At 48.8% G+C, this 21,519-nt stretch carries 24 protein-coding genes; 9 read left to right on the forward strand and 15 right to left on the reverse strand.

Features of this window, described 5'->3' with window-relative positions; genetic code table 11:
* Positions 1–612: IS3 family transposase (locus A7975_RS11625; protein WP_255314305.1), on the forward strand; the 612-nt coding region annotated here is incomplete at both ends.
* Between the two features lie 27 nt (positions 613–639).
* Here the strand turns inward: A7975_RS11625 and A7975_RS11630 are convergent.
* From A7975_RS11630 to A7975_RS11640, 3 genes are all read right to left on the reverse strand, one after another.
* A complete protein-coding gene (locus A7975_RS11630) occupies positions 640–1,437 on the reverse strand; it encodes a Cof-type HAD-IIB family hydrolase (protein WP_176707718.1) in 798 nt (265 codons plus the stop codon).
* Positions 1,438–1,518: 81 nt separating this feature from the next.
* The gene (locus A7975_RS11635) at positions 1,519–2,271 is read right to left on the reverse strand and encodes a pseudouridine synthase (protein ID WP_053376886.1); all 753 of its coding nucleotides are present in this window, start codon (positions 2,269–2,271) and stop codon (positions 1,519–1,521) included.
* Position 2,272: 1 nt separating this feature from the next.
* Positions 2,273–3,928: an RsmB/NOP family class I SAM-dependent RNA methyltransferase gene (locus tag A7975_RS11640; protein WP_065385216.1), complete on the reverse strand. Its 1,656-nt coding sequence runs from the start codon at positions 3,926–3,928 to the stop codon at positions 2,273–2,275.
* Between the two features lie 145 nt (positions 3,929–4,073).
* On the opposite strand from A7975_RS11640, the gene A7975_RS11645 reads away from it, so the two are divergent.
* Both A7975_RS11645 and A7975_RS11650 read left to right on the forward strand, forming a co-directional pair.
* On the forward strand, positions 4,074–4,589 hold the full coding sequence (locus A7975_RS11645; RefSeq protein WP_065385217.1) for a thioredoxin family protein: 516 nt from the start codon (positions 4,074–4,076) through the stop codon (positions 4,587–4,589).
* The gene (locus A7975_RS11650; protein ID WP_082198156.1) at positions 4,586–5,122 is read left to right on the forward strand and encodes a PCYCGC motif-containing (lipo)protein; all 537 of its coding nucleotides are present in this window, start codon (positions 4,586–4,588) and stop codon (positions 5,120–5,122) included. The genes A7975_RS11645 and A7975_RS11650 overlap by 4 nt, the downstream gene beginning before the upstream one ends.
* 171 nt (positions 5,123–5,293) lie before the next feature.
* On the opposite strand, the gene yjbM is transcribed toward A7975_RS11650, so the two are convergent.
* Both yjbM and A7975_RS11660 read right to left on the reverse strand, forming a co-directional pair.
* Positions 5,294–6,097, reverse strand: coding sequence for a GTP diphosphokinase (gene yjbM, locus A7975_RS11655; protein WP_053376890.1), 804 nt, complete (start codon positions 6,095–6,097; stop codon positions 5,294–5,296).
* 17 nt (positions 6,098–6,114) lie between these two features.
* Positions 6,115–7,212, reverse strand: a complete 1,098-nt coding sequence (locus A7975_RS11660) for a quinone-dependent dihydroorotate dehydrogenase (protein ID WP_065385218.1) — start codon at positions 7,210–7,212, stop codon at positions 6,115–6,117.
* A 174-nt stretch (positions 7,213–7,386) separates the two neighbouring features.
* On the opposite strand from A7975_RS11660, the gene A7975_RS34125 reads away from it, so the two are divergent.
* Positions 7,387–7,527 (forward strand): hypothetical protein, encoded by a 141-nt coding sequence (locus tag A7975_RS34125; RefSeq protein WP_176707719.1) that lies wholly within the window; start codon positions 7,387–7,389, stop codon positions 7,525–7,527.
* 6 nt (positions 7,528–7,533) lie between these two features.
* Here A7975_RS34125 and A7975_RS11665 read toward each other — a convergent pair whose 3' ends face one another.
* From A7975_RS11665 to A7975_RS11675, 3 genes are all read right to left on the reverse strand, one after another.
* Positions 7,534–8,937 (reverse strand): L,D-transpeptidase, encoded by a 1,404-nt coding sequence (locus tag A7975_RS11665; RefSeq protein WP_065385867.1) that lies wholly within the window; start codon positions 8,935–8,937, stop codon positions 7,534–7,536.
* Between the two features lie 156 nt (positions 8,938–9,093).
* On the reverse strand, positions 9,094–9,330 hold the full coding sequence (locus A7975_RS11670) for a ferredoxin (protein ID WP_053376893.1): 237 nt from the start codon (positions 9,328–9,330) through the stop codon (positions 9,094–9,096).
* A 57-nt stretch (positions 9,331–9,387) separates the two neighbouring features.
* Positions 9,388–10,674, reverse strand: a complete 1,287-nt coding sequence (locus A7975_RS11675; RefSeq protein ID WP_065385868.1) for a DNA polymerase IV — start codon at positions 10,672–10,674, stop codon at positions 9,388–9,390.
* Between the two features lie 203 nt (positions 10,675–10,877).
* On the opposite strand from A7975_RS11675, the gene cimA reads away from it, so the two are divergent.
* The gene (cimA, locus tag A7975_RS11680) at positions 10,878–12,494 is read left to right on the forward strand and encodes a citramalate synthase (protein WP_053376894.1); all 1,617 of its coding nucleotides are present in this window, start codon (positions 10,878–10,880) and stop codon (positions 12,492–12,494) included.
* 59 nt (positions 12,495–12,553) lie between these two features.
* Here the strand turns inward: cimA and A7975_RS11685 are convergent, their stop codons facing one another.
* A complete protein-coding gene (locus A7975_RS11685; RefSeq protein WP_053376895.1) occupies positions 12,554–13,093 on the reverse strand; it encodes a TlpA family protein disulfide reductase in 540 nt (179 codons plus the stop codon).
* A gap of 289 nt (positions 13,094–13,382) precedes the next feature.
* On the opposite strand from A7975_RS11685, the gene A7975_RS11690 reads away from it, so the two are divergent.
* On the forward strand, positions 13,383–13,850 hold the full coding sequence (locus A7975_RS11690) for a M67 family metallopeptidase (protein ID WP_065385219.1): 468 nt from the start codon (positions 13,383–13,385) through the stop codon (positions 13,848–13,850).
* On the opposite strand, the gene A7975_RS11695 is transcribed toward A7975_RS11690, so the two are convergent.
* From A7975_RS11695 to A7975_RS11705, 3 genes are read right to left on the reverse strand one after another with little or no spacing between them, the layout of a single operon-like run.
* Complete coding sequence (locus A7975_RS11695) at positions 13,836–14,570, reverse strand: 3'-5' exonuclease (RefSeq protein ID WP_065385220.1); 735 nt, start codon at positions 14,568–14,570, stop codon at positions 13,836–13,838. The two genes, A7975_RS11690 and A7975_RS11695, sit on opposite strands and share 15 nt — an antisense overlap.
* A 12-nt stretch (positions 14,571–14,582) precedes the next feature.
* Positions 14,583–15,650: a DUF294 nucleotidyltransferase-like domain-containing protein gene (locus A7975_RS11700; protein WP_065385221.1), complete on the reverse strand. Its 1,068-nt coding sequence runs from the start codon at positions 15,648–15,650 to the stop codon at positions 14,583–14,585.
* Between the two features lie 42 nt (positions 15,651–15,692).
* Complete coding sequence (locus A7975_RS11705; protein ID WP_053376899.1) at positions 15,693–17,057, reverse strand: ammonium transporter; 1,365 nt, start codon at positions 17,055–17,057, stop codon at positions 15,693–15,695.
* Positions 17,058–17,579: 522 nt separating this feature from the next.
* Between A7975_RS11705 and A7975_RS11710 the strand changes: the two genes are divergently transcribed.
* Both A7975_RS11710 and A7975_RS11715 read left to right on the forward strand, forming a co-directional pair.
* A complete protein-coding gene (locus A7975_RS11710; protein WP_053376900.1) occupies positions 17,580–18,011 on the forward strand; it encodes a MerR family transcriptional regulator in 432 nt (143 codons plus the stop codon).
* Between the two features lie 37 nt (positions 18,012–18,048).
* On the forward strand, positions 18,049–18,729 hold the full coding sequence (locus A7975_RS11715; protein WP_053376901.1) for a zinc metallopeptidase: 681 nt from the start codon (positions 18,049–18,051) through the stop codon (positions 18,727–18,729).
* A 70-nt stretch (positions 18,730–18,799) separates the two neighbouring features.
* Here the strand turns inward: A7975_RS11715 and gltC are convergent, their stop codons facing one another.
* Together gltC and A7975_RS11725 are read right to left on the reverse strand one after the other, a co-directional pair.
* Positions 18,800–19,708: a glutamate biosynthesis transcriptional regulator GltC gene (gene gltC, locus A7975_RS11720; RefSeq protein WP_065385222.1), complete on the reverse strand. Its 909-nt coding sequence runs from the start codon at positions 19,706–19,708 to the stop codon at positions 18,800–18,802.
* Between the two features lie 39 nt (positions 19,709–19,747).
* A complete protein-coding gene (locus A7975_RS11725; protein ID WP_065385223.1) occupies positions 19,748–20,389 on the reverse strand; it encodes a rhomboid family intramembrane serine protease in 642 nt (213 codons plus the stop codon).
* A 104-nt stretch (positions 20,390–20,493) separates the two neighbouring features.
* On the opposite strand from A7975_RS11725, the gene tpx reads away from it, so the two are divergent.
* On the forward strand, positions 20,494–21,012 hold the full coding sequence (gene tpx / locus A7975_RS11730; RefSeq protein WP_053376904.1) for a thiol peroxidase: 519 nt from the start codon (positions 20,494–20,496) through the stop codon (positions 21,010–21,012).
* 80 nt (positions 21,013–21,092) lie between these two features.
* Here tpx and A7975_RS11735 read toward each other — a convergent pair whose 3' ends face one another.
* Positions 21,093–21,482 carry a DUF1499 domain-containing protein gene (locus A7975_RS11735; RefSeq protein ID WP_082198158.1) on the reverse strand — a complete coding sequence of 130 codons (390 nt, stop codon included), beginning with the start codon at positions 21,480–21,482 and terminating at the stop codon, positions 21,093–21,095.
* Positions 21,483–21,519: the final 37 nt, after the last annotated feature.

Here is a 21,519-nt window from a genome sequence, read left to right on the forward strand (position 1 = left end):
AGGACCTGAGTTTACCTCGGAACTGTAATAAAGGCAGCGTACAACGAATCATGCAAGGTGAGCAGCTTCAATGTCGAGTCAGAGTAAAGAAACGAAAGCATACAGGGCAGCCTGCTTATGTAGCTGAGTACCTGTTAAAGCGGCAATTTCAAGCTGAAGCACCTATTCATAAACTCGTCACGGATATTACGTATTTACCATTCGGCGGAAAAATGATGTACCTATCGAGCATCCTCGATTTATATAATGGAGAGATCGTAGCTAGCCGTCTATCAGATACGCAATACACGGCCTTTGTTCTGGATACACTCAATCAATTGCCAGCTGTGCCAGGTGCGATCCTCCATAGCGATCAGGGCAGCGTCTACACGTCGCAGGGGTATCAAGAAGTTGTAAAAGGAAAAGGCATTACCATGAGCATGTCCCGCAAGGGAACGCCCGCTGATAATGCCCCCATTGAATCGTTTCATTCCACACTAAAGTCTGAAACGTTCTACCTCGAAGGGTTGACCCATACAACGACTGCAATCGTTGAACAGACCGTTCGAGACTACATCACTTACTATAACGCAATTCGTATTCAAACGAAACTAAAGAACCAGTCGCCGATTGNACTTCGCTCTGGCGGTTTTTTTATTATTAGCTCCAAGCGAATTCGCGCAGCGCTCTCGCTACGCCATCCTCGGCGTTCGAGCGGGCGACCGCATTAGCCGCGAGTTTCACTTCCTCAGGGGAATTGCCCATCGCTATGCCCATGCCCGCAAATTGCAGCATCGTAATATCATTATAATAATTGCCAATTGCCAAAATGCGGCTTCGGTCAACGCCCCGAATTTCCGCAAGCTGCTGCAGCGCTCTTCCTTTGTTCGCCTCGGCATGATGAACGTCGATGAAAAAATCGCCGCTGCGTATCGAATGAAGATGCTTAGGCCAGCCCGCCCATTCTGCTTGTACGGAATCCATCTGATCCTTGCTGCCAAAAACGGTAAACTTCACAAGCCCGCCGGGCAAGCCCAAACGAAAATCTTGTATGGACGGCTTAGCTTCAAACTTGCCATACATCGCCTCTACCTCGGGCGTCATGCTCTCAACCATCATTTCGAACGCAGTGTTCAAATCAAAATGGATCGCTTGATCACGGCAATAATTCACAAAGCTTAGCAGGTGGTCCGAAGCCATTTCAAATTGGTGCACGACAGAACGGTCATCGGAATTAATCGTAACCGCGCCGTTATGGGTAATGATCGTACCGCCAAGGCCAAGCTCCTCCATGACGGGAAGCGCTCCTGAAGGGCCGCGACCTGTACATAACACGATTTGTGCGCCGCGGCTAGCAGCCTCGTGCACAGTCTCACGGATAGACGTTGTCAGCACATGGTCATCCGTCAGCAGCGTGCCGTCCACATCCAATGCAATCAAATCATATTGCAAGCTCATACTCCCACTCCTATTCCAAATCTCTCTTTTTTTTGTCTATCTGCATCTATATTTTAAAGCTTGTTGCCTTCCCAATAAGAACTATTCCGCCGCTCGTCTATGCGTGCGAAGCAGCTCGACTTCCTCCTCGGACAGCTCCCGATAAGAGCCTTCAAGAAGGGATTCATCAAGCTTTAGCGGACCCATCGATACTCTTTTCAAGTATACGACCTTCTTGCCTACCGCTTCAAACATTCTTTTCACTTGGTGAAACTTACCTTCCATAATCGTTAGGGATATGCGCGAGATGGTCTCTTCTTCCTGCTGCTCGCTCCCTAGTATGTGAAGGTCTGCCGGCATCGTAACATACCCGTCATCCAAGGTGACTCCGCTTGCGAACTGCTGTTTATCCGATTCCCCGACATCTCCCTGCACAAGCGCTTCATACGTCTTCGTTACATGCTTCTTCGGCGACAAGAGCTCATGTGCGAGCTGGCCGTCATTCGTTAACAGCAGCAAGCCCACCGTATCCTTGTCCAATCGCCCCACAGGGAAAGGCTCGCGCAGCCGATCCTGCGGCTCCAGCAAATCAATAACGGTACGCTCGCGGCTGTCCTCCGTCGCCGATATGACGCCATCGGGCTTATTCAGCATGAAATATACGACATCCTTATAAACGACAGGGTCTCCGTCAAAAGTAACCACATTCGTCTCTGGGTCTACGATGAGGCCGCTATCCTTCACCAATCTGCCATCAACGGCAACCTTGCCTAGCTTTACCGCTTTTTTTATTTCGCTGCGTGTCCCGAGCCCCATATGGGCAAGCAGCTTATCGATACGAATCCGTTTGCTCATTTTACATCCATCTCCATCCTGCAGGCAGTTCGTTTTTGATCATGCCCCCGGCATATTTCCCCCACCCGATCGGATATCCATCCGTGCAAACCAATAGATAACCTTTCGCCGAGGCACCCTCATGCACTTGAATTTCCGATTCCTCTACAAACAACGTTTCCCCTTTGAGAAAACGAATCGTTTGCTCATCGTTCGAGCTCCAATTCACCGAACGCACAGCCGCATCGCGCGTTAATCCCATCGCAAGCGGATGCGAAGGCTCAAACCGTCCTCGAACGGCTTCACCGACATACCAGCCCGCCCTTGCGACGCGCAAGCCATCAAGCGAAGGCAGCCCTGCTGGCTGAATATATACGCGAGAGCCATATGCAACCACATGTCCTGGCCAGCTTAGAGCGCCAATTGCAAACTGCTCTGCATATTGATACCAAAGCAAAACCGGATTTATTTCCTCCGCATTCGCCTCGGAGCCGTCACGGCCTCCTCGCACGGTTCCCTTCTGCGCTGGACGCTCCATGGCTGCGTTTGCCCAGTCATTTCTCGTCTGGCGTTTGCCTGCGCGCCGTTCATCCCGGTGGCTTGGCTTCTTCTCGTCCCGCTTCCCGCTAGCGTTCGGCGTCTCGCGCTTTAAGCTGCCGCCTGCAGGCTTTGATGCAGATCTGCTCTGCGGCGCCGCTGCCAATGCCGTATTATCGGCTTGCTCAACTACTCTCTCGCCGCTGCGTCTTAACACAGCCGCGTAATGACCTTCTCCTTCGATGCGATGCGGCCATAGCCTTACCGTCCCTTGAATCGTTTGCAGCCGTTCATCGCTTAATTGTGCCGTCTCAGCCGCCAAATCCGCTCTTCCCGCTGACCAGCCATAGTCCAAAGGAACAGCTTCTACGTTGAAATCAGCATGCTCCGCAAGAAATAAGGCGATTTGCCGCTCGTTCTCCTCCGGCGAGAAGGTGCAGGTCGAATAGACGATTCGCCCGCCGGGCGCAAGCATCGCTGCGGCATGGCGCAAAATATCACGCTGCATAACCGAGCATCGCTCGATTGAATGCTTCTCCCATTCCGCAATCATTGAATCATCCTTGCGGAACATGCCCTCTCCCGAGCAAGGTGCATCAACAAGGATGCGGTCGAACCATGCTGGAAAAACAGCGGCGATAGCCGCTGGCTCCTCATTCAGCACAACCGCATTGCGGACGCCGGCAAGCTCGATATTTTTCGCCAGCGCCTTCGTCCGCTCCCTAGCATTGTCATTGGCGACCAGCACGCCGCTGCCTTGCAGCTTGCCTGCTATTTGCGTCGATTTCCCGCCAGGCGCGGCACATAAGTCCAGCACGCGATGTCCAGGCTGCACGTCAAGCAATTCAACCGGTGCCATCGCGCTCGGCTCTTGGATATAATAAAGGCCCGCATGGTAGTGCGGATGCTTGCCGGGGCGCTCGCCTTCCTTGTAATACAGACCATCCTCTGCCCAAGGAATCCGTCTTGCCGCCTCGCCCATGGGAGATAGCTTTTTCCACTGTTCTACGCCAAGCTTCAAACGATTGATTCTTAGACCATATACTCTTGGGGCATCATAAGATGACATAAATTTGTCATATTCATCACCTAACAGCTTTTCCATTTTTTTCGTGAAATTACGCGGCAGATTGCCGATCATGCTCATTTCCTCCTGCCAATTATCATCGATGTCCTTGCTCTTACATACGCACATAGCTTTGTTATATAATATATTAAAGTTAGGACATGCACTTATAGGAAAAAAGGTTGTCCAACCTAAACTCGTTTCGGAGGTAGCCACATTCATGAAAAAGAAAAAGAAAGTAAAAATGATTTATGTGTACATCGGAATCGTCGTTATTTTATTCGGCTTTATCTTCGTACTAAACAACAGCGGCAAGGATAACCCATTGTATGGCAAGCCTGTCAACCAATTAAACCCGGAAACACGCAAGCAGCTTGACGATCCTAACTATCAGAATATCATATTACCGGCCGTATTGGACAAGAAGGTTGCCGATAAGGAAGATTTCTTCGTTTATCTGTTCGCTTCCGACTGCCCGCATTGCCGAGCAACGACACCAAAGCTTATGCCGCTTGCAGACGAGCTTGGCGTTGATCTGCCGCAATTCAACCTACGTGAATTTCCGACATACTTTAACAAATACAAAGTGGAATATACGCCTACGCTAGCCTATTTCAAAGACGGCGTCGAAGTTGACCGGTTAGAGGGCGGCCTTGCCGAGCAAGGCACAACCGGCTATTCCTTAGACGATTACAAAGCATTCTTCAACAAACATTCGGGGGCGGAGGCGAAATGATGAAGCGCCAGCGCCTTACGGATGAACAGATCGCCGAGGAGCAAAAAAGCTCACGTATTCGCGGTACCATGTATGCCCTGCTTCTAGCATTCGCATTCATTACATTGCTCACCGCATGCGGCCTCGCGAAAGATGACAAGGCCGGCGCTGAGCATCAACATGGCTCCGAAACCTGGCAAACGACAGCATCGTATGACGAGCTGCCAGGCTTTCTCTCAGACTATACCCCGCATACGAGCGAGCTATACAAAGCGGTCCATGACCACGCAGACATCATGAGCGGCGTCACTTGCTATTGCGGCTGCTCGGACGGGCTGGCGGTTGAAACGCCGCATGACTCGCTCCTGCGCTGCTACGTCGCCGAGCATCCTGCCGATGAGGGCGGCGTAACTTGGACGAATCACAGCACCAGCTGCGGCATCTGCAAGAAAGAGATGGAGGAAGTCATCGCCTTAAGCAAGCAAGGCAAGACCGCTGATGAGATAAGCAAAGCGATAGACGTTTTGTACAAACCCAAAAAATCAAGCGAATAGTCTTGCCAAATCCCGAAGCAAATGAGGCAGAGGCTGTCCAATTGGGTCAATTCAGACCTTTTTGGACAGCCTTTCTTATTTTGGCAGCCGACAAAAAAGGCGTCTCAGCAGCATTTTCGCCACTTAGACACCTATTTTTCCACAATTATCCGTTTATGCTCGATTATCATGTTAGCTTTGGTTCGCTTTTTTCGCTTTTCCGATTGCCGCTTGAATTTCGAGCGACAGCTGATTAAGCTCATGATAATCTTCCTTCTCAAACTTCTCATTAAACTTCATTTGGAACTGCGCAGCTTCACGCACCCGGTGATAGAAGTAAAGATCCTGTATGCCGTTCAGCACCTTCGAGACGACATTGGATTGCTCCTCGAATTCAGTCTGCGCATCCAATATCTCTTTGCGTATACTTGTCATCTCGGTATCGAGCTGCGATGCGGCCTCAGCCGCTTTCTTCAGCCGATCACGCACATCCTCCGGCAAGCTCTCTTTAAACTTGTAATTTAAAGAATGCTCGATCGTAGCCCAGAAATTCATCGCCAACGTGCGGATTTGAATTTCTGCGAGCACGATTTTGTAGCCTAGCGCGGTTTGTACCGGATATTCTACGATCATATGGTAACTGCGGTAGCCGCTGTCTTTAAAGTTTGTAATATAATCCTTCTCGTAAACGAGTGAGAGATCCTTGCGCGTTCGAATGAGGCTGGCTACGCGATGGATATCATCCACAAACTGACACATGATGCGTATTCCTGCAATGTCCTCAATTCCCGTATCCAATTGATCCGAGGGGACATTCAGGCGCCTTGCTTTTTCCAAAATGCTAGATATTCGCTTAACCCGGCCGGTGACGAATTCTATCGGTGCGTAGGCTTCTCTTATCTTCAGTTCTACCCGCATCGTCTTAAACTTCACTTTAAGTTCTTCAACCGCTTGTTCATAAGGCTGTAAAAAAAGATTCCAGTCTCTACCGTCCATCCGGCCGCCTCCTGTTCTTAAACGTGATCTGCCCCAACTGCTTCTGCAATATTGCGGTAGCCGTCCTTGCGTAAACATTCCTTCAAGCCGCTCGTTAATTCTCGCAATACGCCTGGTCCTTTGTAGATAAGAGCCGTGTAAATTTCTACCAGGGAAGCTCCTGCGCGGATTTTATCGTATGCATCTTGAGCGGTAAAAATGCCGCCGGATCCAATAATCGGCAGCTGCCCGCCAGTCTGTCGATAAACGGCGCGAATGACCTCGGTTGAACGATCGCGCAGCGGTTTGCCGCTAAGCCCGCCCGCCTCTCCCGCATTGGCATGCTGAAGTCCTGTCCGCGACAATGTTGTGTTGGTAGCGATGATGCCCGACACGCCGCTTTCCATTATAGTAGCAACGGTTAACTCAAGCTGCTCATTCGTCATGTCCGGAGCAATTTTGACAAGCACGGGCTTAGCTTTCTTTCCTAGTTTCGCCGCCTGTGTGTTCATTTCCTTTTTCACAGCGCTAAGTAGGTTTCTAAGCTCTTCCCCATGCTGCAAATCACGCAAATCCGGCGTGTTCGGCGAGCTGATGTTGACGACAAAGAAATCACCATATGTATACAAATCGCGAATGCAGGTCTGATAATCCTCATAAGCAAGCTCGTTTGGAGTCGTTTTGTTTTTGCCGATGTTAACCGCGATTGGAATCCGGTTTATTTTGCGTCGTGACAGCTTCTCTGCCATCGCGGCCGTTCCGTCATTATTGAAGCCCATCCGGTTGATGAGCGCTTCGTCTGGCGGGAGGCGAAACAATCGCGGCTGTTCATTGCCGGCTTGTCCCTTTGGCGTTACGGTCCCGACCTCAGCAAATCCAAAGCCTATGCTTGAGAATCCGTCAGCCGCTTTGCCGTTTTTGTCTAATCCAGCCGCCAGTCCGACCGGATGCGGGAAATGGATTCCGAATAAATCTGTTGCAAGCTCCGGCGACTCTGCTACGCCGTACATGGCATGCATCAGCCCATTAAGACCAGGCACAACTCCGCCTGCGGCTAAGCCGTCAATGACGAGATGATGGGCCTTCTCAGGGTCCATTTGAAAGAAAATAGGCTTTAAAATTGAAGAATAAAGCAACTTACTCACTCCGATCTCAGATGTATGTTCTACCTGACAGTTTATCGTTTTTACGGCAAAAAGAAAAGAGCCTGCACGCAAGGTGCAAGCATCCGTTATATTGCGGCTTGTCTAGAAAACGATTACAATAAGTTTATATTCTTTTTAATTATGTAATAGAGAGGTTGATTGTCGATGAGTTCACCAAAAAGAAAGCCGGCTACGATAAAAGCCAAACCGAAAGACGAAGTAAATAAAAAAGCACTAATCTGGATCAGCTCAATCGTTGGCGTTGTCGTCATTGCGGTTGCACTGCTTCTCGTGTTTACTTCGTAAGACATCTTACGTCAACCATTTATACACCTTCGCGGGATTGGTTTCGTTCTGGCGCGGCTCCAGCTTAAAGCGTTCGGCTGGCTGCTGCACCTTGGACGGGAGCGTCCCGTTTTTTATTTTGACGACCGTTCCGAGCGGCACCATATCGAACAGCTCCTCAACGTCCGCCTTGCCCATGCGAACGCAGCCAAGCGACTCGTCCTTCCCGATGCTGTTAGGCTCATCGGTGCCATGAATGGCATACAGCGTGTTCGACAACGTCATGCCCCTGCTGCCAAAATTGCCATCGTCGCGGCCATTCGGATTTTTCACCTTTTCGCTTATGTAGAAGCTGCCCTCGGGCGTCTCTTCCCCGCCTAGCCCTACTTTATAACTCCGTACAATAATATCCCCTTGAACGACGGCAAGGCGATGCGACGCCTTGTCTACTATAATTTCAAGCGGCTGGCTCCATGCCTTGTCCAGTATCCCGTTTGTGCCTACAATCGGGCTAACAGCAGCTTGCTGCTCCGCTTTGTTATCGGATTCCTTCTGCTCTCCGTCCTGGCCTTGCGCGGAAGGTTGACTATTTTTGCGCGCTTGCGCGGCGTTCAGTCTCGTCACCACATCTGCGAACATAGCTCTCATTCCTCCGCGCTCGCCTGCAAGCACATTATTCGGATAAGGGCGAATCAGATCATCCAGCTTTTCCGGCCATCTTTTGTTTTTGCGCTCATAGTGGTAAATCGCGCTGGAGAGCGTCCAGTGCGTTTCCTGCTCCTTGCTCCAATCCTTGTACTGCGAAGCAGCTGCGGCCGCCTCGGATGGCTCACACAAGCAGGTTTGACGATCAAACATCGACACCTGCAGCTTGCTGCTCTCGCTATCCTTCTGGATGGCCATTAGCAGCTTCGTATTTCCTGTCCATTTGCGCCAGCCAGCTTCTTCCTCCAGGCGTGCCGCTATCGTCAGCTTCGGCGCTTCATCCGCAGCGCTAACAAGAGCATTCATGGCGCTGCCCGCAGGCTGCCGGTCCTTCAGCGGCACAAATACGACACCTACCGAATGCGCTTCCGCCTCCTCGCCGGATACGGGCGTTGCTGCGTTCTCCTTAAAAACAGCCCCGTTGGCAGGCACTAGCACTGCGATAAGCAATAATAAACCCGCTAACAATGCCGCTCTCGTTGCGAGCTTTTTTTTCTTTTGCCGCTTATCCCATGCTTTTAGCAGCAGCAGTTGATTTTCCGATAGGGGATGGCTTTCATCCTCGAATGCATCGTAAACCTCGCCGGCCTGCAGAAAGCAGTAGTTTGCTTTGCCTTCCTTGCCCGCGAGCAAATACTGCTTTCCTAATAGATACCACCCCATCTTGTTGTCAGGGTGCTGCTTCACAAATTGCTTCAAATAAAATAGATCCTCTGGAGACTCCATCCCTAACCCCCCAATAAATGGTTTACCCTCTTTATCGGCAGGAAGCTTGCCCAATTGTATCCCCGCTTTGCTTTTTAGTTTGCACTCGGCAAACAAAAAGCTCCTCTCCGCAGCTTGCGCCGGCGAAGAGGAGCTTTTTTCATTGATTCCTATAGATTAGTAATTGAACGGTACGTCTGCAATTTTGATCGAATCTGTAGGACAGCCGTCAGCTGCATCCTGCAAATCGTCAAATAAATCTTCAGGAATCTCGGTATTGCCAGTGTTTCCATCTGCTTTATAAATAACTTCTGCAAGACCTTCGTCATCATAATCATAAATGTCAGGAGCGGTAGCTCCGCAAGCTCCACAAGCGATGCACGTATCTTTTTCTACCCAAGTAAACTTACCCATGGAAATTCCCTCCCAAATAAATAATACGGTATAATCTCGTCTCTATACAGTCAAGCTTCACTCATCAATATATAACAAACTATCGTCCTTTTGCAAGGATGTACCGCGAATTCGTTTATTCCTAATTAAGGTTGACGGGTCGTCACCAAGCATGCCGGCGGTTAAAACAGCATCCTCTCCGTACTTGTCGCGGAGCCTATCCATCGCCTGCGTTAGCGCCTCCTTGCGGGGCTGCTGCTTATAGCTGAATAAATCAAGCTGCAGGGCGGTTTCATCAAGCAGCGTCAGGTTTTGGAGCGTAATGCCAAGCAAGCGAATCGGTTCGCCGGCCTTCCAATGCCGATCATAAAGCCTGCACGCTTCTCTATAGAAATCCTCTGCGTTTTGCGAAGGCGCGGCAAGCGTATGGGAGCGGGCGATCGTCGTCATATCCGGCTTGCGGATCGTAATCTGGACGGTAGTCGCAACCATCTTCTGCCTCCGCAGCCTGCGTCCGGTTTGATCGGCCAAATTCAGCATCACCCGGTAAACGTCCTCGCGAGCGGTAATGTCGCTTGGAAGCGTCGTCGTGTGTCCAATTGATTTATTGCGCTCCCTATTCGGATTAACCTCGGAGTAGTCCAGTCCGTGCGCAGCCGATTTCATCCAAGATCCGACTACGCCAAAATGTTTATTCAGCATCATTTCATCCGTTGCAGCCAGCTGACCGATTGTACGGATGTTCAGCTTCGCCAGCTTCTCGGCCGTCTTCTTCCCGATTCCGAACAAGGTATCGCATGATTTATCCCACAGCACGCTTTTCACATCTCGTATGCGCAGCACGGTTAACCCATTTGGCTTCTTCATGTCTGACGCCATCTTCGCCAGCAGCTTGTTCGGAGCTAAACCAATTGAGCATGGAAGCGACCACTCGGACATAATCCGCTGTTGAAGCGCCTCGGCGATTTCCAGAGGCGAGCCGAACATCTTGGATCCCGTAATATCCATGTAGCACTCATCGATGGAAACTGCCTCAACGAGCGGCGTGTATTGCCTGGCAATCGCCATAAAACCGTGTGAGTATTTGCGGTATAAATTAAAATCCGGCTTTATTAATATAAGCTCGGGACATAATTTAAGTGCCTGTCTAACGGTCATGCCCGTCTTAATCCCTTTGCGCCTTGCCGCATACGAGGCAGTCACGAGAATCCCCTTGCGCTGTTCCACGCTGCCAGACACCGCCGTCGGTTTGTTCTTATACTTCTCAGGCTCCTCGGCTTCATGCACGGAGCAATAGAAGGCATTCATATCCAAATGAATGATCACGCGGCCTTTAGCCGGATAATGCTCATTCACATTTTTCATCATGACGCAAAGCACCGCCTATTCGAAGCAAATTGCCCACATAAGCTTAATCATCATCAGCATACAATTGCAATAGGGTCAAGTCAACGAACCATAGAAAAGCGGACAAAAAATAGTGCTAACCTCTCTACTTTCATTGCGACAAGTGTTATAATACTAAATTATGATTTGAAAAGGCTATCAGTGAAGGAGGCGTCCCGTTAATGACAACAAACATTTCCATATTTGATACGACGCTGCGTGACGGTACACAAGGTGAAGGGATCAGCCTGTCGGCGGATGACAAGTTAAAAATTGCCCAGAAGCTCGACGCGTTGGGCGTCCATTATATTGAAGGCGGCAATCCGGGAAGCAACAGCAAGGATATTGAATTTTTCCAACGGATCAAAGCATTTAATCTGAATGCCAAAATTACCGCTTTCGGCAGCACGCGCCGTAAAAACAGCCTAGCCGAGCAGGATGCGAGCCTTGTCCGCATCGCTGAATCCGGCGTGCCAGCGGCTACGCTTGTAGGAAAGTCATGGGACTTCCATGTACATACCGCCCTGCAAACGACGCTTGAAGAAAACCTGTCGATGATTTATGATTCCATCGCATTTCTGAAACAGAACGAGATGGAAGCGTTGTTTGATGCGGAGCACTTTTTTGACGGCTACAAGAACAACCCGGAATACGCGATCTCCGTTCTGAAGAAAGCGCAGGACGCCGGTGCGAACTGGCTCGTTCTTTGCGATACGAACGGCGGTACGCTTCCGAATGAAATCCATGAAATCGTAACCCGCGTAAAGCAGGTGCTAACGACGCCGATCGGCATCCATACTCATAACGATTGCGAGCTTGCCGTTGCGAACTCGCTCGCTGCTGTCGGAGCTGGCGCACGCCAGGTGCAAGGAACGATTAACGGATACGGCGAGCGGTGCGGCAACGCAAACCTATGCTCAATCATTCCGAACCTACAAATTAAGATGAACTACGATGTGCTGCCGGAAGACAAGCTTCGCGCGCTTACGGGTACGGCACGTTATGTCAGTGAAATCGCGAATGTCCACATGCCGGTTGGCCAAGCTTATGTCGGCAATGCCGCGTTCGCTCACAAAGGCGGCATCCATGTGTCCGCGATCATGAAGGATTCCAAAACCTACGAGCATATTCAGCCAGAGCTTGTAGGAAACAAACAGCGCATTCTCGTCTCCGAGCTTGCAGGCCAAAGCAACATTATTTCTAAGGCTAAGGAACTTGGTCTTGATGTTACGGCGAACAACGATAAAACGAAGCTCATCATGGATCAGATCAAAGAGCTTGAGCATCAAGGGTATCAATTTGAAGGTGCCGACGCTTCAATGGAGCTTCTGCTTCGCGAAGCATTCGGCGGCGAGGTCAAGGAAGTTTTCAAGGTCGAATCGTTCAAGATGCTCGTAGAAAAAACGAACGGCCAGATGATTTCCGAAGCCATCGTCAAAATCAACGTCGGCGGACAGCAGGTTTATACGGCTGCTGAAGGCAACGGTCCGGTCAACGCCCTCGATAACGCCTTGCGCAAGGCGCTGGTGCAGTTTTATCCGAAGATTGAAAATATCCATCTCTCCGATTATAAAGTCCGTGTAATCGACGAGAAGGACGCTACAGCCGCTAAGGTTCGCGTTCTTATTGAATCGACTGGACTGGATAACACATGGAGCACGGTCGGCGTGTCCAGCAACGTTATCGAAGCAAGCTGGGAAGCGCTCGTGGACAGCATCCGTTATGCCCTGCTTGGCATGGTTAAAGTAGATAGCGCGCATGTTGATCCGCTAGATCGAATCGGACTCGTGAATCATTAAGCAAAAAGGGCTGCCAGCTCGTCATTGAGTGACGAACGGGCAGCCCTTCTATTTGTTTATTACATCCACTTCTCGATCAAGCGTTCCCATTCTTCGTAAGGGATGACGCCATTGATCCGCTCTCTTATGACGCCTTCGCTATCGATTAGAAACGTTGTCGGAAACGTATCCACTTTATACTGCTTCGTCACATCGCCAACCCGGTCCATTAATATCGGAAACGTAAACTCATGCTCATTTACAAAATCTCTAGCCGCGCGTTCTTTATCGTACTTCGTTGCATTTACCCCAATTAGCTGAATTGCATCTCCATACTGCTCATGAAGCCGCTGAAGATCCGGCGCTTCCAGCTCGCAAGGACCGCACCAGGAAGCCCAGAAGTTGACAAACGATAGCTTGCCTTGCTTTCCGCCTACCTCGTACGATTTCTCGTCAAGCGCCGGAAGCTTGAAGGCTGTCGCCTCAAATCCCGCCTTCGGTTTAAACCCTTCGGCCGGAGCCGCCATCGTAACCGACTTTGAATCATCATTTTTATATTGAAAAACAGCTAGACCGGCAAACACGAATGCAATCGTAAAAAGCGCTATAACGCGTTTCATGCAGAACCTTCCTTCTCTCGCAATATCATTCTTTTGGTATGGCTTCATGGTATCATGCGCCGTATGGAAGCTCAAGGCGCTGGGCACATTAGCCATAAATTCGTCACGATTATCCAGTTATACAGCTAAATCGTTTCATCCAAGTACTAAACTTATTGTCGGTTAACGCGGTGCTGTTCATACCCCGAACCAGATATTGGCCTGCCTGCGCCTTTGCCCACAAATGTTAGCGCACCATTGTTTAATCCGTTATACTTACCTTATCCATTCCGAATAAGGAGGCGTTATTATGACAGCACAACAATCGAAGGGTTATATTACCAAATCGGCATATGAGCAGCTTATCCAAATTTGTTTGGATGCCAAGCCTTTAGAAGCATGCGGTATCGTTGTAAGCAGCGAATCAAACGCCTCGCCCTTGGCTGATCGGCCTGATGATGCAACCTTCCAATTGATTGATACGATTATTCCGATAAAAAATATACATATCGATCCTACCCGCTCGTTCGCCTTTGATCCGGCAGAGTGGACGGCGGCCTTTTATGACATGCAAAAAAACCGACAAACGCTTGTCGGCTTATTTCACTCGCATCCGCGAACAGAAGCCATTCCGTCTTCTAGCGACTCTGAAGGTTTCCTGCCCGCATCCGAGCTTTCCTATTGGATTGTGTCCTTGCAAAACAGCGCAGCCCCTCAGGTTAAGCCCTATCGCCTCTCACAAGGGACATTCCTACCGCTGCACCTAGTGTTTGCTTAGATAAGCATAAAGATCGCCAAGCGTCGTAATGTTCCGCTCCAAAATTCTTGCCAAATAGTTTTGCCACAGCTTGGCGGTCATAATTGAATCTTGCAGCGCATGATGCCGTTCCGTTATGGGGATACAGCAGCTCTCAAGCAGCTCGTCGAGACTGTATCCTTCAAGGTTCGGCTCCAGCCACTTTGCTACCATCATCGTATCCAGCACCCTATGGTTTAAATTCACCTTCGATGTTCGCCAAAGCGCAGCGTTTAAAAATTGCTTGTCATGACCGGAAGCATGTGCAATAAGCAGACGCCTGCCGACAAACTCCATAAAATCATGTAGCACCTGCATCAAATCAGGCGCATCCTGTACCATTTCATTTGTAATGCCGGTTAATTCGATTATCGCCTTCGGAATTCTCCGCTTAGGATTTACGAGGCTGTAGAACGATTCATTTTCCACAATTTCGCCGTTCCGCAGCAACACTGCTCCGAAAGAAATGATCTCGTCCCCATTTGTTGGATAGAAGCCCGTTGTTTCAAGATCAAATATGACAACCTCAAGCTCTCGCAGCGGCATGTCGAACATGGATTGCTTGCGCTGCTCTTTATTGACGTTGCGAATAAACGCCATTTGCTGCGCATTTTGCGAGCCTAACATAGAAGCGATGGCAGGCGTAAATCCTCCCATTTTGTATAGGTTCCACATGCGACCGACGCCTTTTTGCTCTTTCATTTCTCCACCGCCTTACGTAAGCCTGCCCATTGTTTGCTTGAATACCGCACGCTGCAGCTTCTTGCCTAATCGCAGGCCGCTTTTTAATTCATCCGTCATTTCCTTCGTCAGCTTACGGCTCGAAAGCTTGCCGTTATTGGCATATAAGCCATCGTCATTCTGTTCGGTCGTCATTAACCGGAGTCTCAGAAAAATCCGAAACGCTTGGTCATACACGGCAGCATCCTCTTTGGACATCTTACCCGCTTTGACAAGCATTTTGATTCGCTCCAGCGTCGACGTTTCCCGGATACCAACCTGAACAGCCAACAGCCTAATCGCATTTACCATCGGAATATAAGCGCCATATTTAATATCGAGGCTGCCTGCGTCTTCTCCGTACTGCTCCTTTAGCAATTGGCCAAAAAAACCTAGCAGCACCTTGTGGCGCATCGTATTATCCAGCATGCGCTGAATAATAATCTGATGGTTCAGCATATCGGTAAAAAATAAGTCCTTTAATTCATCAAGCAGCCGGCTGTCGCCATAAATGCATCTGCCATCCGCAATGATAAGCAAATACCGAACAGCTTCCCAAGCCGGCTCCTCAAACCAATGATTCAGCTTAGCGCCCCATTCCGTTAAGGATAAGCACCAATCGGGGTTGCTGCTTAACACATTCCCCTCGCATGGCGGATACCCTACCTTTTGCAGATGAAATACGACAAGCTCGCAAAGCTCTTTAAAATAGTTTTTCACTTCCGCCGGATCAGCCACTGGATCTTGATAGACAACTCCGCTGTCTTGATCGCTTGACAATGTCTGCTCTTTCCTGCCTCCGCTGCCGAACAATAAATATGCGTAAGGCACGGGGGGAGAACCCTTCCCCAACCGTGCCATTTCCGCTTCTGCGAGGACAACCGAGCGATGAATAACCGCGTCGTGCACCTCATTCAATTGTTCATTAAATTGTTCGACCGGACGCGTAGGGAGAAGAGCTTCCATCTGCTCGTGTACTTGATCCCGCAAGCTTCGCAGCCCTTCCACATGATCGGCTGAACCAATCTGTTTGAGCAGCTGCAATCGCACCGGATCACTCATGCGACGCCCTCTCCCTTCGGTCAGTCCATCATGACCTATCCATTATCCTTGAATGTTTTGACCTGCTTTTTTCATTTGCTCAGGATAACCATAAGCGCCATGCTCGCTGAGGTCAAGACCGATAATTTCTTGCTCTTCCGTAACGCGGAAGCCCATGATAAGTTTCATCACGCCAAGGATAAGGAACGAAGCTGCAAGAACGAAAGCGCCAACGACTACAACGGATTCAAATTGTACCCAAAGCTGTTTCCAGCTGCCTGTGTCGATCAAACCGCCTGTACCTACGCCAACTTTGTCAGCAAGCGCTTGTGTAGCGAAGATACCGTTAGCAAGCGTACCCCATACACCAGCCGCGCCGTGAACGGACAATGCGTAAATCGGATCGTCTACTTTGATTTTTTCGAAAAACTTCACGCTGTAGAATACGAGCACGCCTGCAACCAGACCAATAACAACGGCTGCCCAAGGGTCAACGAATGCGCATGATGCTGTAATTGCAACTAGACCAGCAAGCGTACCGTTAAGCATTGCAGTAATATCCGCTTTGCCTGTAACTGCCCATGAAATAAGAAGTGCCGCCACGCCTCCTGCGCCTGCTCCAAGCATCGTGTTGAAGGCTACAAATCCGAAGAAACCGTCGCCGATAGCTACCGTGCTGCCTGCGTTAAATCCGAACCAGCCAACCCATAGAAGCAATACGGAAAGTGCAGTGAAAACTTGGTTATGTCCCAAAATTTCATTTGCGGAACCGTCTTTGTTAAATTTACCGATACGCGGTTTAAGTAATACAGTTGCTGCGAATGCTGCAAGTGCACCCGTTAAGTGAACGACCGTCGAGCCTGCAAAGTCTTGCGCTCCGTCTTCAGCAAGCCAGCCGCCGCCCCAGATCCAGTGAGCAACTACCGGATAGATGATTGCGATAAAGAATACGGTAAATACGATATAAGAGGAAAGCTTAGCTCTCTCTGCGAAACCGCCCCATGCGATGGAAAGCGATACAGCTGCAAAAGCGAGTTGGAACAAGAAGAATACCGTGCTTGGCAAGCTGTCGCCTTCTCCAGCTGATACAGCTGGATCGAAGAAGAAGTTGCCCCATCCGAACAAGGCGCTTACGCCACTATCTCCGCCGAATGCAATGCCGTAACCGAATGCCCAATAAATAAGTGCAGCTAGGCCAGTTGTGAAAATCGTTTTGCCGGCAACGTGACCCGCGTTTTTCATCCGAGTAGAACCTGTTTCAAGAAGAATAAATCCGCCTTGCATGAGTAGAACAAGAATGAATGCGAGCATAACCCAAAGCGAGTTCAGACCCATGTTCAACGTTGCGGCGGAAGGATCCTCTGCGAACGCCATTACCGGAAACAATAAGGTGAAGATTCCTAAAGCTAACATCGTTTTCTTAATCATTACGACCACTCCCTAAGTGTTATGTTTCCTTACATGAGAGGAAAGACTTAATGTCATTATAGTCAGTAGTGCTCAATTTGACAATACGTTTTCTGCAAATTTACAAAAAAAATCAAACATTCGGCATGAAATCTAACACGAACGTTAAGATTTTGAACAAATCCGCATTAAAATCCACTATCGCACATGCTTATTCTTCGCATTTTCACATTTTATAGGCATAGATTCCTACTTGTGTAAATAATGATCTCCTAGTAGGAACGGCGATGCATCAAATTAGATACAAAAAATAAGCTATATATAGAAGAAATAAAATAACTGCGCTTTCAAAACGTAGATTCTACCGTTCCTGATTACACGGTCATGTAACACGTTTGACTGTATGGTTACTTTACTATTATCATTAGAGATAACAGAGGAACCACATATTGTGATGGCGACACGGAGCCATGTTTCGGGTAAAATATAAGTTTAGCGCATGAACGGAATTTTACTTTCTTATATTTTGTACGAATGGAGGATATGAAAATGTATCGTATCGGAGAACTAGCTAAACTTTCTCAAATCAGCCCTCGAACCATTGATTACTATACTTCAATCGGTTTAATAGAACCCGCGGAACGATCCGCCAAGAACTATCGCCTCTATGCCGATGAAACCTTGGAGCGATTAGAACGTATTGAACAGATGAAAAAAGATAAATATACGTTAGATGAGATTAAAGCGACAATTGAAAGCTGGAGCAAAATTACACCCGAGGAGCAAGTCTCTCGCAAGCTGACAGACCTGCAGCATCATCTAAGCCAGTTGGAGCGGGAAGTAAAGGAGCTGGAGCCTGTCATTAAGAAGCTCAAGCCACGCCAAGCCAACCATCTCTACACTCGCCTCATGCCGCAGACCGCCGCTTGTATCGAGGCTCTAATGCTTCTTATCAACAAAAGCTCCCTCATGTAGCGATTATATTTCATCAATATAATGGAGGAATGACTCAATGACGTTTATCTACATTTTGATCGTACTCGCTTTTATATTAACGATTTGGGCACAATTCCGAGTCAAAGGAACCTTTAAGAAATGGACTAGCGTGCAAGCGAACAGCGGATTGACCGGTTACCAAGCAGCAAGACGGATGCTCGATTCCAACGGTTTGCATGACGTGCCGATCGAACCTGTACGAGGCGTTCTCACAGACCACTACGACCCGATTCACCGCGTCGTGCGTTTATCGGAGCCCGTTTATTATGAAAATTCAATCTCAGCCATTTCCGTCGCCTGCCACGAGGTCGGTCACGCTATCCAGCATGCGGAGCATTACCCGATGCTAGTACTGCGTCACCGTATCTTCCCGGTCGTTAACTTCGCCTCCGGCGTAGCGCCTTTCTTATTCATCGCCGGCATTCTTTTCTCGGCTTTGAATTTGATCGGTCTTGGCATCATATTCTTCTCGGTCGCGGTAGCCTTTCAAGTCATTACGTTGCCAGTCGAATTTAATGCAAGCAACCGGGCAAGAGATATCATGGTAGCAGAAGGCTTCATCACGAATGAGGAAGAACGCGGGGTTGCAAAGGTGCTTAATGCAGCAGCTTTAACCTATGTAGCGGCAGCGCTCCTATCCTTGCTCGAGCTCGTTCGATACATCTTAATTTTTGTAGGCGGCAGCCGGCAAGAATAAGGATCGGCAATAAAAAGAGGAGCTGTTCCATCAGTCAACATCGACTGATCGGAACAGCTCCTCTTTCTATTTAAACCTTCGGCTGTTTGAGCTCATCATGAAAATAACGAAGCAAAAAGCCGTGAAACACTTTAGCCACGAGCGGCAGCTTCTCATTCGAACGGCGAATGAGACCGATTGTACGGGTCACTTGAGGCTCTGTGACGCGAACCTTCGTTGGCTGCAAAGGTCCTGTGTAGTGCAGCGCCATCTCAGGAAGCAAGCTGACGCCCATTCCCGCAGCGACCAAACCGCGAATCGTATCCGTCTCTTCGCCTTCAAAGCCAATCTGCGGCGTAAATCCTGCCGCTTGGCACGCTTCCCAAACGATCGGCCTCAATGAATAACCTTCGCTGAACAAAACGAACGTCTCATTCTCCAGCTCCTTCAGCTTAATCGATTCCGAATTTGACAACCGGTGGCCAGGAGGCAATATCGCATAGAGCTCTTCCGTAAGTAGCACTTCCCCGCACACGAAATCATGCTCATCCGGAAACGGTGATATAAACGCAAGATCGATCTCACCCTTGATCATGTCCCGGATCAGCGATGGATACATCCCCTGCTTGAATCGGAACTTTACGTTCGGATGATGCTTGCGGAAAGCCGCAACAACCTGGGGAATTAAGGAGATTCCAAGACTATGCGGAAAACCTAGCCTAATCTCGCCCTTCTCGGGGTCCAGAAATTCATGTATTTCAATTACAGCACGTTCCAAATCAGCTAAAATAACTTCAGCTCGCTTTAAAAAAAGCTGGCCGACTGGCGTAAGCTGCAAATTTCTTCCTTTTTGAACGAATAACTTTACACCTAGCTCTTCCTCAAGCTGGTGGATCTGCCGGCTGACTGCCGACTGCGCCACATGCAGCTCTTCAGCTGCCTGTGTGACATGCTCTTTTTTTGCTACTTTCACGAAGTAATAAAGCTGACGAAGTTCCATACCGGTTAGATTCTCTCCCGTATATACATAATTTTCTTTCTACGCGCTTCTTCTGCGCGTTTTCAATCGATCAAATACTCGGTAAAGAAGGAAGCCGGCTAGTGCACCTCCGACATGCGCCCACAGATCAACCCGCGGCACAAGGAAGGAATAAATAACGCCAAAAATCAAAATCGTATATACCGTTTTACGCGAGCTCTCATCAAGCTGCGACTTGCGGAACAAGGAAATATACAGAAACGCGCCGTAAATGCCGTAGATCGCGCCTGAAGCTCCCACACCTATGTGGCTATTAGGGTCACCTTCAATCACATTTACGACAGCACTCATCGCATTGCCGGCAATGCCGCAAAGCAAATAATAAAAAGCATACCTGACACTGTTAAGAAGACGCTCCAACGGCGGTGCGAACACAAGCAGCGCAAACATATTATAGAGCAAGTGCTCAATGCCTGAATGCATGAATATCGACGTTACATAACGCCACGGCTCATCCGTACCATACGGATCAAACTCCACATTGGTCGCAAAAGCACCAAATTTATACGCGTGTACAATACTATTAGGATCGCCACTCACAGCAATCACGATAAAATAAATGATATTTAAAGCAATCAAAGCAGACGTAACGGGATAAAGCTTTAAATAAGAACGAAAGCTCTCATACCGCAAGAAGATCATAACATCATCAACCCCTTTTCTCTCCAACAATTGGACAAGGTCGTTTCATAACGATTATAATAAATTTGGTATTGACCATTTAATTTAGAGGAGGAAATTCACACATGACACAAGAACGCAATGGAGCTGCCACTTTCAAAGGCAATCCGATCACATTAGTTGGACCAGAATTGAAAGTAGGGGACAAAGCTCCTGATTTCAGCCTCAACAAATCGCTCGTAGAAAATGTTTCTCTTAATGATTACGCTGGCAAAGTAAAATTAATCAGCGTTGTGCCTTCAATCGACACAGGCGTATGCGACGCGCAAACCCGCCGTTTCAATGAAGAAGCCGGCTCCCTAGGCGACAACGTTGTTGTACTTACTGTATCCGTTGACCTTCCTTTCGCACAAGCACGCTGGTGCGGAGCTGCAGGCATCGACAAAGTCGTATTGCTATCTGACTACAAAGCGCACAGCTTTGGCGAATCGTATGGCGTATACATTAAAGAGCTTGGCCTTGATCAACGTTCGATCTTCGTTATCGATGCAAATGACACGATTCAATATGTGGAATACCTGCCAGAAATGACAGAGCACCCGAACTATGAGCAAGCGATCAACGCTGTCAAAGCGCTCGTATAATACGTACTTAATAAAGCTCACAAATACTCAAACTGCAAACAAAGCGAGTGAAGGATATCCTTCCTCGCTTTGTTTATGTATTAATTATTAACTTTAAAGGCTGCAAGCTTCTTATCGAGTGTACGGTACAAATCCAGAATGACTCTGTAATTAGAACCTAGATCCCCAAGTGACCCGCGGGATGCTGAATAAATGTCGACTGCCGATTGTAGCGGATTAACGCTTATAACGGAAACCGTAATGTCCATCGTTCTTCCAAATGCCGTGCGCTTCTCCAGCACAATCTCACCAACGGATTGCACCTCGTGCAGCACTTTATAACCTTGCATTTTCTTAAGAGTCGATATCACTTCTTCCCAAGCCTTATCTTTGGACAGCTTGTAGAAATGAGATTTGAGCATTGGATCCTTGGCTTTGTCACCAGTCTGTTCATGACTGCGCAGCAGCCCGATCAAGGTCCGCTTCAACAACAACGATCTCCCCCTCCGGCATCTATGTACATTACTC

The sequence above is a fragment of the Bacillus sp. FJAT-26390 genome, from assembly GCF_001682865.1.
Classification (GTDB): domain Bacteria; phylum Bacillota; class Bacilli; order Paenibacillales; family Paenibacillaceae; genus Pristimantibacillus.

Coding starts and splice junctions, on each gene's coding strand:
- A7975_RS11635 (WP_053376886.1), bottom strand. CDS start 2,271: ATGAGCAAACGGATTCGTATCGATAAGCTGCTTGCCCATATGGGGCTC.
- A7975_RS11665 (WP_065385867.1), bottom strand. CDS start 8,937: ATGGAGTCTCCAGAGGATCTATTTTATTTGAAGCAATTTGTGAAGCAG.
- A7975_RS11725 (WP_065385223.1), bottom strand. CDS start 20,389: ATGATCTTCTTGCGGTATGAGAGCTTTCGTTCTTATTTAAAGCTTTAT.
- gltC (WP_065385222.1), bottom strand. CDS start 19,708: ATGGAACTTCGTCAGCTTTATTACTTCGTGAAAGTAGCAAAAAAAGAG.
- A7975_RS11690 (WP_065385219.1), top strand. CDS start 13,383: ATGACAGCACAACAATCGAAGGGTTATATTACCAAATCGGCATATGAG.
- A7975_RS11710 (WP_053376900.1), top strand. CDS start 17,580: ATGAAAATGTATCGTATCGGAGAACTAGCTAAACTTTCTCAAATCAGC.
- A7975_RS11685 (WP_053376895.1), bottom strand. CDS start 13,093: ATGAAACGCGTTATAGCGCTTTTTACGATTGCATTCGTGTTTGCCGGT.
- A7975_RS11640 (WP_065385216.1), bottom strand. CDS start 3,928: ATGATCGGCAATCTGCCGCGTAATTTCACGAAAAAAATGGAAAAGCTG.
- tpx (WP_053376904.1), top strand. CDS start 20,494: ATGACACAAGAACGCAATGGAGCTGCCACTTTCAAAGGCAATCCGATC.
- A7975_RS11695 (WP_065385220.1), bottom strand. CDS start 14,570: ATGAAAGAGCAAAAAGGCGTCGGTCGCATGTGGAACCTATACAAAATG.
- A7975_RS11650 (WP_082198156.1), top strand. CDS start 4,586: ATGATGAAGCGCCAGCGCCTTACGGATGAACAGATCGCCGAGGAGCAA.
- A7975_RS11705 (WP_053376899.1), bottom strand. CDS start 17,057: ATGATTAAGAAAACGATGTTAGCTTTAGGAATCTTCACCTTATTGTTT.
- A7975_RS11715 (WP_053376901.1), top strand. CDS start 18,049: ATGACGTTTATCTACATTTTGATCGTACTCGCTTTTATATTAACGATT.
- A7975_RS11675 (WP_065385868.1), bottom strand. CDS start 10,674: ATGAAAAATGTGAATGAGCATTATCCGGCTAAAGGCCGCGTGATCATT.
- A7975_RS11645 (WP_065385217.1), top strand. CDS start 4,074: ATGAAAAAGAAAAAGAAAGTAAAAATGATTTATGTGTACATCGGAATC.
- A7975_RS11670 (WP_053376893.1), bottom strand. CDS start 9,330: ATGGGTAAGTTTACTTGGGTAGAAAAAGATACGTGCATCGCTTGTGGA.
- cimA (WP_053376894.1), top strand. CDS start 10,878: ATGACAACAAACATTTCCATATTTGATACGACGCTGCGTGACGGTACA.
- A7975_RS11700 (WP_065385221.1), bottom strand. CDS start 15,650: ATGAGTGATCCGGTGCGATTGCAGCTGCTCAAACAGATTGGTTCAGCC.
- yjbM (WP_053376890.1), bottom strand. CDS start 6,097: ATGGACGGTAGAGACTGGAATCTTTTTTTACAGCCTTATGAACAAGCG.
- A7975_RS11630 (WP_176707718.1), bottom strand. CDS start 1,437: ATGAGCTTGCAATATGATTTGATTGCATTGGATGTGGACGGCACGCTG.
- A7975_RS34125 (WP_176707719.1), top strand. CDS start 7,387: ATGAGTTCACCAAAAAGAAAGCCGGCTACGATAAAAGCCAAACCGAAA.